Below are 16003 nucleotides of genomic sequence, written 5' to 3'. Positions count from 1 at the left end.
AAACCACATTGAACTTACAATACTACAGATCAAAAGAGATATTAACTTAACATTTTGTGAATGGGTTGTTTCTAAACGTAACTGAGGCAATTAGATCAGGCGAAGGTATCAACCCCTAGAAGTTGTTGAATTTCATTACGCCGCTCTTCACGCGACACGCCTTGGTAGGTATCGATGGCGTTCTGTGAGCTAAAAGTAGAGGTATCGTCTGAGGTGGCTGGTTGACGAAATGAGTCCGCCTGGCTAAACACTTCAACCGAACCCTTGCGAATAATGTCTTGCACATCCTTAGCGCCACCAAGAGCTGATGCCACATCAGAATTGGTACTTTCTTGCTGTTTATTACGCTTAATCGCTTTGTCGTTTAATGGACTTTGTAAAGCGCTAACGGACGATTCGACTCTCACAGGCACTCCCATCAGTCATTAATTCAGTTGCTTAATAATATTCTTATAGCACAAATTTACATCTTTGCGCTATTAGCCTTTATTCCCGTCCGGGTAATTTTTTCCAAGTAACTTTATCGCGCAAATACACAGGCTCAATCTGTTCGATCTCTTTTGCTTGGCCTTTTTGAACACCATCTTCAACCAAAGCCAACATGAATTGTGCATCGGGATACAGTATATCTTTCAGTATATGTGGCCTTTGTTGTTCGTTAAGTGGGGCTAATAAAGCATTGTATGCGGCCCAGCCCGTTCCTACGCCATAGGCAGCTTGTTCACTTTGGTTGTTAAGCAATATTTCAGCGGCTTCTTCAGGTGGCAGTACCTGTTCCTCATTAACCAAGGTCGCTAAGCCGCCAATCGCTTGATAATGCGCAAAATATACTTCGCCCATGCGCGCATCTATCGCACAGTACACCTCATCGGCTTGATGCAGGTCAATCGCTTGTTGCGCCATAGCAGCCATGGTTGAAACACCTACCACATGCAAGCCTGTGCCTAAGGCTAATCCTTGCAAAATACCTGTGGCAATACGCACACCCGTAAAACTGCCTGGCCCACGGCCAAATCCCAAATAATTAAGCTGACTTAATGATGTGCTGGCTTCTTTAAGTAAACTATCAATCATGGGTAAAATACGTTGACTGTGCTGCTGCGGACAAATATCAAATTGTTGATAGCGCTGTCCGTTTACTAGTAAAGCGACTGAGCAAGCCTCTGTCGCGGTATCAATGATCAAGAGATTCATTGTGCTTCCTTGTTAAACATATCGGGAGTATCTAAGCCATTATGCTCAGGTAAATTCTGATCGTCAGTCGACTCAACTAAATTGCTAGCGTTATCTTTATTATCTAGGTTTTGTTCAGCTAGTTGCAAAGAGGCCTCTTCTGTCGCAGATTGAGCGGCAGCCTTAGCTGCACTGTTAGCGTTATGCTTAGCGATTTTGTCGGCCTTTTTAGCTTCTTGTGCGTCAGCGTGTATTTCTTCTAGAAAAGCCAACGCATTCGGTAAATGTCGGGTGCGTCGCATATCCGGCAAACTGCGCAAAAAAGTTTTTGCATAGTCTTTAGTAACCAGTCGATTATCACAAATGACCAGCACCCCTCTGTCAGTTTCATCCCGAATTAAACGCCCTGCACCTTGTTTGAGCGCGATGGCAGCTTGGGGGATCTGCAACTGGCCAAACGGATTACCACCTGCTTTACGACAATCTTCAATTCTGGCTTGCAACAATGGGTCATCTGGCGATGCGAACGGTAATTTATCAATCAATACACAGGTCAAATCGTTTCCACGCACGTCAACGCCTTCCCAAAATGCACCCGTCCCTAACAACACCGCATTATCGCTATTCACATAAGATTCTAGCAAGGCTCGCTTAGTTGTCGTGCCTTGCACTAAAATCGGATTATCTACTTTATCTTCAAGCATGCCAGCAATTGCGCGCAACGTCGCGTGACTGGTGAATAATAAGAAGCAACGCCCACCACTGGCCGCAATTAGTTTTATAGATATATCTAGCAAAGTCTGGCGCATCTCTCTGGCGTTTGGTTCCGGTAAAAAGCGCGGTACACAGAGCATGGCCTGTTTTTGGTAGTTAAATGGACTATCAAGTGCCAAGGTCTTTGCTTGCTGTAAACCCATTTGACGTTGAAAATGCTCGAATCCGTCACCTACCATAAGGGTCGCTGAAGTAAAAATCCACGTACGCTCAGGAGAAGATATAATTTTTGAAAATTTCGCAGCAATACTCAACGGGGTCAAATGCAACACAATGTGGCGCATAGTCGTTTCATACCAAAGACTCACCCCTTTTTGATTCGCGTCGGTTAGTCGAGTGAGCTTCGCACGGGCGTCACTAACACGCTCAAATATGCTGTCTAAATCTTTATCTCTGCTTAGATGAAGTTTGATCACTTCATACAACACATTCAGAGAATCATTCAATTTACTGATTTGAGTTTGCACGTCGTCACGGGAAAGCATTTCACGCCAATTACCCTTTTGCGCCTTCTCAGGAAACAGCAAGCGCAGATCCGCAGAGATCATCTTGCACTTTTCGCCTGCGGTATGCAGTTGCTTGGCATCTTTGAGCGACGTACGATACACAAGTTCCAGATCCCGACTTAAATCATGTAATTGTCTGCTGGATAACGACTCGCCAAAATATTCACTGGCAATATCAGGTATCTGATGAGCTTCATCAAAAATAACGACGTCAGCCTCAGGAATAAGCTCCCCAAAGCCAGTATCTTTTAGGGCCATATCAGCAAAGAACAAATGATGATTAACCACAACTAAATCAGCATCCAACGCTTTACGCCGTGCTTTTATCATGTAGCAATCTTCGTAATCTGGGCAATCTTTGCCGAGGCAGTTATCCATAGTTGACGTGACAAACGGCAGTACTTTAGCGTCTTCCGCCAGCGCTTTCATTTCCCCCATATCACCGGTTTTGGTCGATGTGGCCCAACGCCGCACATCTGACAACTCCACCATAGTTGTGCGATCGAGCAAGGTAGTGCTGCTACCATGCTGGCGTAGACGGTGCAAACACAAGTAATTAGAACGACCTTTAAGTAGCGCAATTTTGCCATTTACCCCGATGGCTTTTTTAATTAGCGGTAAATCTCTGTGAAATAGCTGCTCTTGTAAGTTTTTGGTACCCGTTGAAACAATCGTTTTCTTTTTGGCTTGCAGTGCAGGCGCCAAATAAGCAAAGGTTTTACCCGTCCCAGTTCCCGCTTCAACAATCAAGGCGGACTTGTGCTCAATGGCTTCTTCAACCGCATTGGCCATATCAGTTTGCGCCTGACGCACTGTGAATCCGGGGATCGCTTGAGATAAAATGCCATCGGGGGCAAACAGTTTAGAAGACTTCGACATAGCGCGCAGTGCAAGTACCTTGAGATAAAAAGAGGGCGATTATGCCAAACTATGGGTTAGTTTTCAGAGTTTAATTATTCTTTGATTGATAAATATTTATTGCTTTAGCAACCCTCGTAAGCAAATACTAAAGAACGGCAGAAAGTCGCCCGATGCTTCATCGATAAACAGTCATCATTAGCGGTACGCTTATTATCTTTAATTTACGCAACAAACACCTGCCATTCCCACGGTGCTAAGGTCAATGTAGTACTGGCGTCCAGCATTACCTCCTGTGCATCAGGCCATTTATGATATTGCCCATAACCGAGTGTGCATAGAAGTGTTATATGCAAGTCTAAGGCTGATAAATTCAATATAACCAGTACTTTTCCTGACGCGTCTTGCCTGACAAAACTAAAAATCTGTTGAGGGTGAGAGTTTTCGACGAGCAACATGCGCGCGCCCCACAAACCATTGTGTAGTGCACTTTTTGTCGTTTTTAATGAAATTAGATCAGCATATAAATCGCCGATTTTATGAGGTTGCCAATCAATTGGGTCTCGCTCGAAAAACGCTAAACGTTTTGGGTTGCCAGCTTCTTGACCATTGTAAATCAACGGCATTCCCTCACCCAATACGGACAAAACAATGGCGCATTCTAGCGCATCGCCGAATTGTTCAAACTGCGTACCATCCCAAGCGTTTTTGTCATGATTACTGACAAATGTCATACGCATAGAAGCTTTCGGAAAAGCTTTTTCGTTCCATGAGTAGTATTTATAAAGCTTAGTCAGCGGCAATTTCCCCATAGCGATACCGTGCACGGTTTCGTTCCAACTCCATGCATAGCTCATATCAAATGCATCGTAATGCAAGTCTCGGGATTCCCACTCAGCCAACATAAATATGGGTTTTAATTGGCTCAGTTCCTCACGTATTTGGGCCCAAAAATCCTGAGGTACGAAGCCTGCCACGTCACAGCGGTAACCGTCGATATCGGCTTCTTCAACCCAGTAACGCATAGCGCGAGCCATATAGGTACGAAGCCCAACATGGCGGTAATCAAAATCAATAATATCGTCCCAATCCCACCACGGGGTCGGAGTAAACTCACCTTTATGGTTACGCGCATACCAATTAGGGTGTTGGGTAACCAATATATTGTCCCACGCACTATGATTAGCGACCCAATCTATAATCACATACAAATCATGCTGATGTGCCGTGTGCACAAATTCGCGTAAATCTTTTAGGGTGCCAAATTCAGTATTTAGCGCGAAATAATCTTGCACGGCATAAGGGCTACCAAGGCTTCCTTTACGATTTTTACGACCAATAGGATGAATAGGCATTAACCATAATATTTTCACTCCTAACGCTTTTAAGCGTGGTAAATGTTCGATAGCAGCTTGCAAAGTGCCTTCATGGGTAAACTGGCGTAGATTAATTTCATAAATCACCGCGTCTTTGCTCCATTGGGGCGCATCGATATTCACCAATGGTTTAGGGGCATAATCGGAATGAGTTGACGTATCATTAATATGCATGAGAAATCCTGTTTACGTTTACACGGCCAGTGACTACAGTAGCGCAAGTAAATGCTGATTTCAGTTAGAATAATGGTTATTTAACTTCTCGCGCATCGTCATAATTTTATTAAAATAGCCGCGACACAAACTGATAAGCATTAGTCGAACTTTCGATGGGTTCGTCATTGGTTTTTAAGGCTTCTTGAGCTGCTGTGGCTGCAGAATTATTCCCAAAAAAATAACCCGCATAATCAAAATCAACGATCGCATCACTTACGGTACTACCGGTATAACCTTCAACCATTAAGTCAACAGCTGACAGCGCTAACCCTGTTGGGCCACCATACAAAAAGCCTCCCGCTAAGCTCGCCGCGGCGCTCATATGCTCACCGGTCATATCCTGATATAAGCTTGAAACTACTGGCACGTGCTGGGCAATGTTTACTGTATCAAATAATTCATTTAAACCAAATCCATCATCACCAAATGAAAACTGACTCATATTTTGTAGAAACGAATAACCTGACTCTGCTTCATTGCTTGCAGTGCTATCTTCAGTGCTGGTAACATTTTGTTCCGACATTGTGCCATCAGCGCTTAACAGCCCACTGAATAAACTACTGTGTAAATTAGCCAGCAAATTAGACTGCATAATTGAGAGAGATTCATCAGAAAAAGATGAGCCTATACCTGATAGCAAGCTAGTCGCACCGTCAGTACCTACCGTGTCGCCTAATAACCCACCAAACAAGCTAGCATTAAGTGACGCCATTAACTGCTGTTGAATTTGTGAAAGGCTCTCGTCCGACGTCAGCGCGGTCCCTATTATTGATGTACTCGATGAAAGAGTCGATGTGGTGCTTGCCTCATCATCAGATGAAATAAGCGAAGCAAATAAACCGGTTGCCGCGACACTCGAAGCCTCAGTTGAAGTGGCGGAGTCAGACTGACTGGTACTATTTGCGTCAGAACCAATAAGATCAGTTGCTGCCCCTTGCATGCTCGCTAATATATCGGCGAAATATGCCCCGACCCCAGTCACACTTTCAAGAGAAGCCGATGTCGCAGAGTCAACAGAGGCGCTAACACCTGCCTCGCTGTTAGCCCCCAATAATAACGACGTATCAACCCCTTGAGTATTATTTAGCGAAAATTGTTCGATTATGCTCACCGTGTCCCCTGAATTTACGTTTATAAAAATTTGACCTTAATATCAATGTCTTATCAGAACCAATGAGGATAAATCAGAAAACTTACGTAACTTTGCAAAGTTGACTTTTCATTACACAACCTTGACACAAGCCATACAGACAAGCTTCAAAGGAATATGCGACCATCATTCTTTGCTTACTCATTTGAATATAAAGTCATGTTAATCAGAATCTTAACTGCAGGGGCGATACTTCTTATCACCGCTTGCAGCACCACAGTACCCAATGACGAGCAAGTCATAGCCAGCAGCCCAACAAACCCGAACGTACAACAACGGGCAATTGAAACCAAAGATTCCAGCTCAGGACCAGAGCGAGGCGACCCAGAGTTTCGCCCCGTCAGAGTTGACCCGTTCCCGGCGGTAAAAGTGCCAACCGGTTCATTATTTGATCCCGATAACCTTGTGAGCCTATATCAGCGTAACAATCGCTACCGGGTTGGCGACATGATTTTGGTACAACTGTCCGAGAAAACCTCGTCAAAGAAATCCCTCAATTTTAAACGAGACAAAAGTGGAAACTTCACCCTCGATCCCGTTACGATCAATGCAGGCCCGTTAAAAATTGCCGGTGACAACCTCAACGCTGATTTTGAGCAAGAAAACGAGTTCGACAGTTCAGCAGAAACCAAACAAAACAACTCTCTGGAAGGTGACGTAACGGTTTACGTGCTTGAGATTATGCCCAATGGAAACCTGTTGGTCGCGGGTGAGAAATGGATGACCCTTAATAAAGGCGAGGAGTACATACGTTTTTCAGGTGAGATACGCCCCAGCGATATCGACAACGACAATACGGTTAGTTCGGTTAAAGTCGGTAATTCACGCATCGAATTTAGCGGCAAAGGCGAATTACAGGAAAATCAAGAGTCGTCCATTTTAGGCAAGCTCTTTGGTATACTTGAGTAAATGATGACCTTACGTGCAAACACCTTCATTCATTTAATATCGTTGTTAACCTTTGGCCTATTCAGTGGCCATGCTTCGGCTGTTTGGTATCAGGGTAATGCGCAACTGGCTGTTGATGGAGCAGATTTGAATGCTATTCGGGTGGTTGCGATTAAAAATGCTATCGCCGATGCTTCGTTTCAACATGGAATAATGATCACTGCCAAAGACATTTCACTAGATGGCTTGCTGCAAAGCAGTAAAACCGAACTACGCAGTGAAGGTAAGATAAGACGGGTAGAAATTCTCAGTGAAGAAGTGATTGATGATGTGCTACACGTGTATGTAAAAGTAGATATTGAGCCACTGTTCGATTGTAATCACGACAACTACATGCGAGCACTGCTGGTAACACAATTACCTGTTTTAAAACCGACACAAGCCAGCTATGGCGCCATATTCGATTTAGGCCCTCAGGTTAGCCGGCGAGTCGAGCAACAGCTACTATCAGATGAACTTGTGGCTAAAGTACAGTTAATCAATCAGGTTTTTATGCCGAAAAGTGTACTGCAAAGAACCCACCTTTGGTTATATTTCGGACACTGCTCGCTACCTTGCCAATGAGTACCACAGCCAATTTGTACTCTTTGGTTATATTAGAGATATCAGCCTTTTTGAACAAACAACTAAAGGACTGATAAATGACGACGTCGCCCTTAGGCGAAATTTTACCTTTCAGTTATATTTATTCGATGCATTTAATAACAAGATGCTACTTAATCACAGTTACCATGGCGAAGCAGATTGGGACTTTAAAGCAACCTATCCCGTTGACACCTACAATAGCCTATTTTGGCGCAGTGATTATGGCCGGGTTGTATTAAATACAGTAAACAGCGCCGTCATTGATATCAGTAATACGCTTACTTGCCAAAAAACACTCGGCCAGATTATTCATAAAAATACGCAACATGTAGTGATCAATATTGGTAGTGAAATGGGTGTAGCCGAGGGTGATAGATTCCAGTTAATAAAGAGTGAATCAGTGCCCGCGCAAAACGGCGACATGTTTAACATGTTAACCAGTGAAACCAAGCATGTATTGACCGTTGTTAGCGTCGATGCGCAAACTGCAATTCTGACTAGCGACAACGCAAGCCTTTTCGATAATAGCCATCTTTTTGACCTTGTCAGTCCCCTATCCGGTTATTAGCACAAACCTCCAAACAAGAACTAACGGCATAGAAGAGGACGCTCATATAACACTTTTCACCTAGGTTTAAGAGACGAACGACTGGTGACTGATTATGCACCTACCACCAGCACAAAGCCGTTAAATAGTGCTAGAAAGCCGCGCGACAATATTGAGCTCGAAACCCTTCAGGGTCACGAATAAAATTCGCAACACAGCCTGCGCAAATACACCGTTGCCCTTTACTGCGCTGTGGTACTAAATCGATTAATCCTTGGGGTATGTTTTGCACAAAACACCAACAGGTTGACTTTGGCTTATCTTGGGCAACTGACATGTTGTTGGACTTAATTGCCGCAATTGCTGCAGAATTAACAACGGGCGATGAACTAATCGATTCAACAGCCAAGCATTGGTTACCATGGTGACAAAACGGGCAGTGTTTTGCAGCATCATTCTGAGGAATATTCATAGAAGTTTATTCATTATTTTAATTAACGTATCAGCGGTGTTACGCCCAATTGTAGCAAATTTGAGGACACGTCTTGGCTTTTTGAATGCCATAACGCTTTAAAGTTAATCACAAGTGCCCTTTAAAACTGCTCACAAAAGCACTTCGATGTTTGTTATTCAATCCCAGTCCATTTTCTAGTTAAGTTGATATCACTAGCCCTTTATCTATCAAGTTGTCGAACCATAACAATAAGCTCATGAATCGATTAACGGCTGGCGATAATATTTTTTCAGCCAATGCATTTAAGTCATTTGGGAGAAGTAATCAACCATAAAAGTGTCTGTTTTTTATACAACTCAAATCTGGTTAATTTTTAACCAATTGAAATATACGATAATTTTCAATTGGCCTAACTTATGCAAATCTCCGTTGCAGTTAGAAAACTGAACCAAATACGCCTCGCTTCTAAGGCTTGGTGTGCCGAATAAAGTAATAAGGAGATTTACTTGAAAATATATAATCCCACACTAACACTGTGCGCTTTAGCAACATTAAGCGCAATGTCGTTCACTAGCCACGCAGCTTTAACACCTTCATATTCTTTTAACGGCAATGGTAATTGGTCGATAGACGGATGTGGAAGCAATAATACACCTACGTGTTCAATTGATGCAGTAGTACCTACGGGCTCAACAATTGAAGCTGCTTTTTTATACTCAACCAATACCCCAAGCTCAGCTACACCAACGGTCAATTTCGATGGAACAACCTTTAGCGGCGCAGATTGGACATCGCTAGGTGCCAACAATGCATTCTTGGAGGCTTTTCGAGTAGATGTGACGAGTTTAGTCTCCGCTGCTGTAGGTGGTGGTGGAGCAGCTCCTTTTAGTTTTGATATTTTAAGCGAAAATCCCACGGGTGGAATAGATGGAGAAGCACTTGCAATTGTTTATAGTAATCCTGCTGAAACATTACGTTCAATCGCGTTTTTAGACGGATTTAGTCAGACAACGGGTGATAGCGCATTTATTTCTTTAGCAGATCCATTAACCGCTGCCGATCTCGCTGCGCCGGGATTTGAAGCCACGCTTTCACTTGGTATTGGCTATAGCTTTCAAGTGAATGACAATTCACAAAGTTCAATTGTGGATATAAATGGAAACTCATTGACTACCTGTGCGGGCGGGCAGAATGATGGTTTTGCGGCAAATGGTGGTCTCATTACCATTGGCGGTATTGGCGATGACAGGGCAAACAACCATGATTGTAGCGCAATAAATGGCGATGATGAGTTGTATTCCTTGGAGCCATTTTTAAATGTGGGGGACACATTGGTCACTATTGAGACACAAAATCCCTCCACCGATGACAACATTTTTTTTGCTGGGCTGTCGATAACAGCAGAAGCCTTTATAGACAATAAACCTGTAGACCCGAACCCTGTGCCTGAACCTAGTACGCTTGCAATATTTGGGTTAGCACTACTTAGCATGGGTCGCAAAGCTAGAAAGATGATGTCAAATAAGTAAACCTACCAGGCGATTGTATAAAATAACAAAAAGCCTATAAATTGTTTATAGGCTTTTTTAATTCAGAGATATACGTCATGAAAATATACCTACTAATATTGGTGCTGATAACCGTGGCCTTGTATTCAGCTCCAGCTTCCGCAGCTCCTATCACATCTATACCTCTCAATAGCGACAAACTACTACTTAGTGACGCAGTAGAAAAATGGAATAAGGGCGATATTGAGTCCTCTAGACAGCAATATCTAAAATTGCTTGGGCGGGATCCAAAAAATGTAAATGCTTTAATCGGCCTAGCTCAAATTGAGGACAATCTTGGAAATTCAAAAGCAGCCGACGCTTATTTTCTTACGGCATTTGAACATACAGACAATAGCGCAGAGCTGTATACTGCCCATGGACGCTATTTGCTAAAACAGAAGCGCATTGATGAAGCGGTTAGCGATTTCGAAAGGGCGTTAAGCATTAACCCTGCTTTACCCGAAGCGAATGTTGAACTGGCCGTTATCAAGTTGTCTAGGTTTGGGGATGCCGCGGCGGCTATTACGTTATATAAAAAAGCGCTCGAAACGAAACCACAGGAAGTTTCGTACTTATACGGATTAAGTTTAGCTTTGGCGCGATCAGGTAACCTAAAGCAAGCAATCGAGCCTTTGAACAAAATAATTCATGCTGCGCCGACATTGGTATTGCCTTACAAACTTAAGGGTCATTATCATCGGAAACTACATCAGTATGCTGAAGCCATTACAAACTTTACGTTTGCTGTTCACAAAAATGCGAATCCTTCAGCAATGGACTATATAACATTGGCTGATGTGTATGCTGAGTCAGGTAATTCAAAAAATGCCATAAGTACTTATCGTCAAGCTATGGAACAATATGGTGAAAATGAAGTGGTCTACACCAAGCTGGCGTATGTTTATCACATGGCTGGCGACTTCGAACAGGCCGAAGTTTACTATCGAAAAGCCATGAGTATTAACGCAACGTATTCTGAACCATACAATAATATGGCTTACATCGAATTGATGCATAAAAAAAACCCGCAAGAAGCATTAAAATTTGCCAAAGATGCGGTCAGATATTCACCAAAGAACACCAATTATCTGGACACGCTAGGTACTGTTTACTTGCATTTAAACGAGTATAAACTAGCAAAAAACACTGTTAACAAAGCGTTAGAGTTGTCCCCTGATAGCGAAGAATTAAAACAAACCCTAAGAAGAATAGAGCAGCCACAGTGACAATAACCATTGCTTAGAGGCGTTCCTTTACGAGCTGTAATAAAATTTAAAAGAGATAGGTATAGCGTTCATATAAATACGATTAAATATATTGTATTTTTTGCCCGCTTGCATTTTGATAGCAGTATTAATAATTGAGAAAATAATCCGAGTACATTCGATAATTGGATAAAAACACAAGATTATCGACGACCGCCTAACCTTAATATATTTATTATGAAACTGAATGGCTCTATTTTCAGGTAGAGATAAACGCCGCTTTGCTTGCCAACAACCTTTTATTTTAAGGCTGTCATTTCATGTTTATGACGTGGATTTACTCCCATGGCTCTCTAAATAACGTGAGACATTTGCAGTTAAACTGCATAAATAAGTGCCTATTCTAAATATTATTTATTAATTTTCCAGAGTATTAACAACTTGAACACCAACGGTTATTATGTGCTTAAGCGAGCAATATAATCTGTCCAAATATCGAATTTTGATACTCAATTGCCTTAATTAATTCGATACCAAATGATCAACTCTCAGTTTTATCAAAAGCCACATCTGCCGTAAATAGCATAATAAAGCGATTCTTTTGCTTTTTGTGCTACTTTAAATATGAAACCCAAATAACACAGAATATATTTTCACATTAAGTGTCTCGATATTGATGTTCAGGCCGATACCTTAGGTTAATGGCAAAATTTTACGATATTTTTTTATTATTACTAGGACACACAATGTCAATTAAACAAAAATTGTTGTTTTTAATATTCGCAGTAGCCTCAATTCTATTGACACAAAGCGGCGCGCTAACTTATTTAACGCTAACAGTTTCTAATAATGTGGAAAAGGTATCTAGTCGAATTACACCAGCAACGGAAGAAGCTTATAAATTTCAGTTTAATGTAGTACAAATTCAGCAGTGGCTAACAGACATTAGTGCAACTAGGGGCCTAGATGGTTTAAATGACGGTTTCGAAGTAGCTGAAGAGCATTATCAATTTGCTATACGAAACCTAAATAACCTTGCGGGGTTAAATGCCATTACACCGAGTATGTTAGCGTCGACCGAAAAAGACCTTGCTGATTATTATCAAGTAGGTCAAACCATGGCGCAGTCGTATGTTGCACAAGGCCCCAGTGGCGGTAATTTAATAATGGAAAAATTTGATACCACAGCAAGTCATATTGCCCAACGAGTCGAAAACATTTTGGTGCAAAACAGCAAAGCATCAAATCAAAGTGCAATCGACAATTCTGCATCACTTAGTAACATGAAAACAGTGGTCATTATGGCCTGTTTTTTAAACTTATGTTTATTGGGAATTATCATTTACGTTATTAAGAGCGCCGTTTTAAAGCCTCTTGCAAATGTGACTGAAATGCTCAACGACCTAGCGACAGGTAAGATTGATTTAAACCGCAAACTAGTATCAAAACACAATGATGAATTTAGCGAAATACTCACTTCAATTAATGCGTTTGTCAGTAAAATTGCAGATATTGCGCATCGTTTAACCAATACCTCCAGTAGCCTTAAAGCAATATCCGGGAATTTAATCACCGACGCTAGAATATCGATTGATAACTCTACCGCTCAAGAAGACGAAACCAATACCATCAGCGTTGCGTTAGACCAGTTATTTAGTGCGGTTTCGCATATCAACGACAATACAGAAAGCACGAAAAATCAGTTGGAGTCGTCATCCCAACAGCTTCAAAACGGATTCGTTGAACTAAAGCAATCTGTAAATGAAGTTGAAAGTCTCAACCAAACCATCTCGTTAGCATCTCAATCTATTGGTAGCCTGCAAGAGCGCACTAATGAAATAGAAAAAGTACTGAGTGTTATCAGCTCTATTGCCGATCAAACTAATCTGCTGGCTTTAAATGCAGCTATTGAAGCAGCCCGAGCTGGTGAGCATGGACGGGGCTTTGCGGTTGTGGCTGATGAGGTTCGAGCGCTTGCCTCGCGTACCCAATCTTCAACCACTGAAATTACCGATATAATTGCATTGCTGCAAGGTGTGGTTAAAGACGCTATTGAACATATGATAAAGTGCGAATCCACCTCGACTACCGCGGTGAAAAGCGTCATGGGGGTTTTGACTAATATTCAAGATGCTAGTGTGTCGGCACATGATATAAGCGACCGCACCGTTAATATCTCTACTGCGATTATGCAGCAAAAAAACGTGATTCAGCAGCAGGTAAAAAGTACGCACAGTATTCAGGAAAAAGCAGCTGGTACGACCGCATCTGTGCGCAACGTGCAAGTTTCCGGCGACGAAGTTCGTCGTCTATCCGATGAACTAATCGGTCTAAGTAGTGCGCTTATCCATGGAAAATAAAACAGCCATACGAAGCGTCTTAGAGCATTTACGTCCGCATAAATGAATCATTCAACATCCCCATAAACAATACTTTAGGTTAATTGTACAGGCGATAAAACACACTACAATAAGGGTATTGTTTTTACCGTAAAACCTCGGATGTCAATTTGCGTTCAATCCACCAACTATTTATTGCCATAGTGTTAATACCGCTAGCATCTGCTAGCTTGGCTGCAGAATTAGATATTGGTTACGACAGCAAATATGTATCCGAAGGGCGAAATAATTTGCCTGAAGGTGGTATTGTTTGGATTAATTTCAGTTATCCGGTAACTGATGAAATTAGTCTAAGTGCAGCCTACGGAGAAGGTGAAAGTAGCAAGTATGATGAACTCAACGTTGGATTAGAGTATAGCCATCAATGGAATGATTTTGCTCTGTTTGCTAATTACACTCGATTGGAATTTTTTAAAGATAATAGCTTCGATAATGAATTTGGAACTGGCGCGGCGTGGTCAGGTAGTGATTGGATAACGCCAAGTTTAAATGTTGTCTATAGCACACAAGCCGACGGTTCATTTTTAGAGTTAGGGCTAGAACAAGAATACCAAATCAATCCGCACTTCAGTATTAATCCTTATGCAAGAGTAACCTTCGATTATGGCTACGCTAGTGACGAATTTGACGGTCATAATCATACTTATTTCGGAATAATTGCCAGCCATGCACTGAACGACACATTTTCGATAAGTGCGACCCTTGAACACAATATTAGCGGCAACAATTTAAAAAATGTGGGAGGTGAATATAACGATAAAAGCTGGGGTGGCTTACATATAAGCGCAGTGCTTTAAGAATCAATACCGAGTGCTATTAACTATAAAAAATATACTCAATAAATATTGAACACCCTTATTATAAATTTTTAACGAGAAGATCAAATTACTACCATTATCCGTTAAGAATTTACGCATTTTTAATATCGGGGCGCTTGATGAGATTTAAAAGTAGTATGTCATATTTAATTGACACCTTTTTAAAAACTGAATTTATAAATTTAGTTTCAATACACGTTCACCGAATAACATTTATATCGACTTTAAATTACCCACTAGCAAGCACTGATATTAAATAATAAAATCAATCCAAATTGACTTTAATTAACTCAATAATTGTTACTTTATTTTGAGTGAATTTTAGTTTATGTATTAATATCATTGCTCCTGAAAAATGCAATGATTGTAGATGGACAACCTAGGACTAGAGAGTTGGCAAAGCATATCCTGTGTGCAATAAAACACAACATGTCGCTTTGCATCGTCCTCAAACTATGCGAGTGTGGGGCAAAGCGACATTGAAATACTCGCCTAGTTGAACAATCCCTTAAGCTTGTCCCCGGCTTTTTCTAACAACTTTTCCTTTTGCTTATCTAGCTCTTCTTTCACTTTTTTCTTGGCCTCAGCCTCTAAACGTTTTTTCGCTTCTGACTTAGCAGCGGCAATCACGTTATCGAGCATTGCATTGACCACAGCAACACCTACTTGGTCAGCTGGCATGCCATTAGGTTTGCCAATAGGTCCTGCATTGAAAGTAGGTAGCGTCACCTCATAGGATTTCGTCTTTATATTTAAATCGCCCGTAGGTAATTGCTCAAAATTTAGCTTAAGGCGAACGTTACTTACCGTTACGTTTTCAACGATAACCAAAGGATTAGCGCCATCTGTTGATTCCGGCACAGGCTCGTCTTGTGTCTTTGGAATATTAGCTTCTACATTGTCTTTAAGCGCGAGTAAGTTCCCTTTTCCACTTGCATCTACTTCATATAAGATTTCCGGCGCATTAATGCTAACAGTTTGAATAACATAAGGTTCACTAATGACTTCGCCTAAATCAAGCGTGATGGCATTCACACTGAACGCATTTTCAGAGCTAAAACCTGTAGGATTTTTTACGCTTAAGTCATTGATGGTCATTCGCCCATCAGTCAGCGCTAAATCAACGTTGGCAACCGTTACAGCTGAACCAAGATATTTGCTTCCCTGCTCTTCAATTTGCACACGAATAAAGTCCCCTGCACCACTTAACAAGTACCAAGCACCGCCTGCAATTAGCAATACTAACAAACCAAAAACGCCTAATCCTTTTTTCATGAAATTCTCTTTTCGCTAGTTAATTAACACGGTTATTGTAGCAGAACACTTGAGCAACCAGATATCATCCAAATGGCTTAATGACTTATCAACAAAATAAACAAGCACAGCCGTGGAACAACGATTGCGTATGTACTTTCACGATGTCTTGCATCAAACAGGCATTACT

General features: G+C 41.7%; 14 protein-coding genes. 7 read left to right on the top strand and 7 right to left on the bottom strand.

Annotation, left to right across the window (positions count from 1 at the left end):
- Nucleotides 1-95 precede the first annotated feature (95 nt).
- From GQR89_RS06375 to GQR89_RS06355, 5 genes are all read right to left on the bottom strand, one after another.
- Nucleotides 96-407 carry a hypothetical protein gene (locus GQR89_RS06375; protein ID WP_158769282.1) on the bottom strand — a complete coding sequence of 104 codons (312 nt, stop codon included), beginning with the start codon at nt 405-407 and terminating at the stop codon, nt 96-98.
- Nucleotides 408-486: 79 nt separating this feature from the next.
- Nucleotides 487-1194: a tRNA (adenosine(37)-N6)-threonylcarbamoyltransferase complex dimerization subunit type 1 TsaB gene (gene tsaB, locus GQR89_RS06370; protein ID WP_158769281.1), complete on the bottom strand. Its 708-nt coding sequence runs from the start codon at nt 1192-1194 to the stop codon at nt 487-489.
- Nucleotides 1191-3332 (bottom strand): ATP-dependent DNA helicase, encoded by a 2142-nt coding sequence (locus tag GQR89_RS06365; protein ID WP_158769280.1) that lies wholly within the window; start codon nt 3330-3332, stop codon nt 1191-1193. Before GQR89_RS06365 ends, tsaB begins: the two co-directional genes overlap by 4 nt.
- A gap of 203 nt (nt 3333-3535) precedes the next feature.
- A complete protein-coding gene (locus GQR89_RS06360) occupies nt 3536-4861 on the bottom strand; it encodes an alpha-amylase family glycosyl hydrolase (RefSeq protein WP_158769279.1) in 1326 nt (441 codons plus the stop codon).
- 109 nt (nt 4862-4970) lie between these two features.
- The gene (locus GQR89_RS06355) at nt 4971-6014 is read right to left on the bottom strand and encodes a hypothetical protein (RefSeq protein WP_158769278.1); all 1044 of its coding nucleotides are present in this window, start codon (nt 6012-6014) and stop codon (nt 4971-4973) included.
- Nucleotides 6015-6212: 198 nt separating this feature from the next.
- Between GQR89_RS06355 and GQR89_RS06350 the strand changes: the two genes are divergently transcribed.
- Genes GQR89_RS06350 through GQR89_RS21470 form a run of 3 tightly spaced genes read left to right on the top strand, consistent with a single transcriptional unit; the run spans nt 6213 to nt 8154 of the window.
- On the top strand, nt 6213-6962 hold the full coding sequence (locus GQR89_RS06350; RefSeq protein WP_158769277.1) for a flagellar basal body L-ring protein FlgH: 750 nt from the start codon (nt 6213-6215) through the stop codon (nt 6960-6962).
- Nucleotides 6963-7565, top strand: coding sequence for a flagellar assembly protein T N-terminal domain-containing protein (locus GQR89_RS21475; RefSeq protein ID WP_233269099.1), 603 nt, complete (start codon nt 6963-6965; stop codon nt 7563-7565).
- Nucleotides 7504-8154 (top strand): flagella assembly protein FlgT middle domain-containing protein, encoded by a 651-nt coding sequence (locus GQR89_RS21470; protein ID WP_233269098.1) that lies wholly within the window; start codon nt 7504-7506, stop codon nt 8152-8154. The genes GQR89_RS21475 and GQR89_RS21470 overlap by 62 nt, the downstream gene beginning before the upstream one ends.
- A 130-nt stretch (nt 8155-8284) precedes the next feature.
- On the opposite strand, the gene GQR89_RS06340 is transcribed toward GQR89_RS21470, so the two are convergent.
- Complete coding sequence (locus tag GQR89_RS06340) at nt 8285-8605, bottom strand: cysteine-rich CWC family protein (protein WP_158769276.1); 321 nt, start codon at nt 8603-8605, stop codon at nt 8285-8287.
- Nucleotides 8606-9093: 488 nt separating this feature from the next.
- Between GQR89_RS06340 and GQR89_RS06335 the strand changes: the two genes are divergently transcribed.
- From GQR89_RS06335 to GQR89_RS06320, 4 genes are all read left to right on the top strand, one after another.
- Nucleotides 9094-10116 carry a PEP-CTERM sorting domain-containing protein gene (locus GQR89_RS06335; RefSeq protein ID WP_158769275.1) on the top strand — a complete coding sequence of 341 codons (1023 nt, stop codon included), beginning with the start codon at nt 9094-9096 and terminating at the stop codon, nt 10114-10116.
- A 77-nt stretch (nt 10117-10193) separates the two neighbouring features.
- The gene (locus GQR89_RS06330; protein ID WP_158769274.1) at nt 10194-11363 is read left to right on the top strand and encodes a tetratricopeptide repeat protein; all 1170 of its coding nucleotides are present in this window, start codon (nt 10194-10196) and stop codon (nt 11361-11363) included.
- A gap of 725 nt (nt 11364-12088) precedes the next feature.
- On the top strand, nt 12089-13702 hold the full coding sequence (locus GQR89_RS06325) for a methyl-accepting chemotaxis protein (RefSeq protein ID WP_158769273.1): 1614 nt from the start codon (nt 12089-12091) through the stop codon (nt 13700-13702).
- 149 nt (nt 13703-13851) lie between these two features.
- Nucleotides 13852-14538 carry a hypothetical protein gene (locus GQR89_RS06320; RefSeq protein WP_158769272.1) on the top strand — a complete coding sequence of 229 codons (687 nt, stop codon included), beginning with the start codon at nt 13852-13854 and terminating at the stop codon, nt 14536-14538.
- Nucleotides 14539-15051: 513 nt separating this feature from the next.
- On the opposite strand, the gene GQR89_RS06315 is transcribed toward GQR89_RS06320, so the two are convergent.
- Complete coding sequence (locus tag GQR89_RS06315) at nt 15052-15834, bottom strand: hypothetical protein (RefSeq protein WP_158769271.1); 783 nt, start codon at nt 15832-15834, stop codon at nt 15052-15054.
- Between the last annotated feature and the right edge of the window lie 169 nt (nt 15835-16003).

This window comes from Paraglaciecola sp. L1A13 (genome assembly GCF_009796745.1).
In the GTDB taxonomy this organism is placed as follows: domain Bacteria; phylum Pseudomonadota; class Gammaproteobacteria; order Enterobacterales; family Alteromonadaceae; genus Paraglaciecola.
The sequence above is the reverse complement of the archived record's forward strand: the minus strand, read 5'-3'. Positions and strand labels throughout refer to the sequence as shown.

Bases quoted from the DNA above. Each gene is read 5' to 3' on its own strand.
- tsaB (WP_158769281.1), bottom strand. From the start codon at position 1,194: ATGAATCTCTTGATCATTGATACCGCGACAGAGGCTTGCTCAGTCGCT.
- GQR89_RS06365 (WP_158769280.1), bottom strand. From the start codon at position 3,332: ATGTCGAAGTCTTCTAAACTGTTTGCCCCCGATGGCATTTTATCTCAA.
- GQR89_RS06360 (WP_158769279.1), bottom strand. From the start codon at position 4,861: ATGCATATTAATGATACGTCAACTCATTCCGATTATGCCCCTAAACCA.
- GQR89_RS06350 (WP_158769277.1), top strand. From the start codon at position 6,213: ATGTTAATCAGAATCTTAACTGCAGGGGCGATACTTCTTATCACCGCT.
- GQR89_RS21475 (WP_233269099.1), top strand. From the start codon at position 6,963: ATGATGACCTTACGTGCAAACACCTTCATTCATTTAATATCGTTGTTA.
- GQR89_RS06340 (WP_158769276.1), bottom strand. From the start codon at position 8,605: ATGAATATTCCTCAGAATGATGCTGCAAAACACTGCCCGTTTTGTCAC.
- GQR89_RS06330 (WP_158769274.1), top strand. From the start codon at position 10,194: ATGAAAATATACCTACTAATATTGGTGCTGATAACCGTGGCCTTGTAT.
- GQR89_RS06325 (WP_158769273.1), top strand. From the start codon at position 12,089: ATGTCAATTAAACAAAAATTGTTGTTTTTAATATTCGCAGTAGCCTCA.
- GQR89_RS06315 (WP_158769271.1), bottom strand. From the start codon at position 15,834: ATGAAAAAAGGATTAGGCGTTTTTGGTTTGTTAGTATTGCTAATTGCA.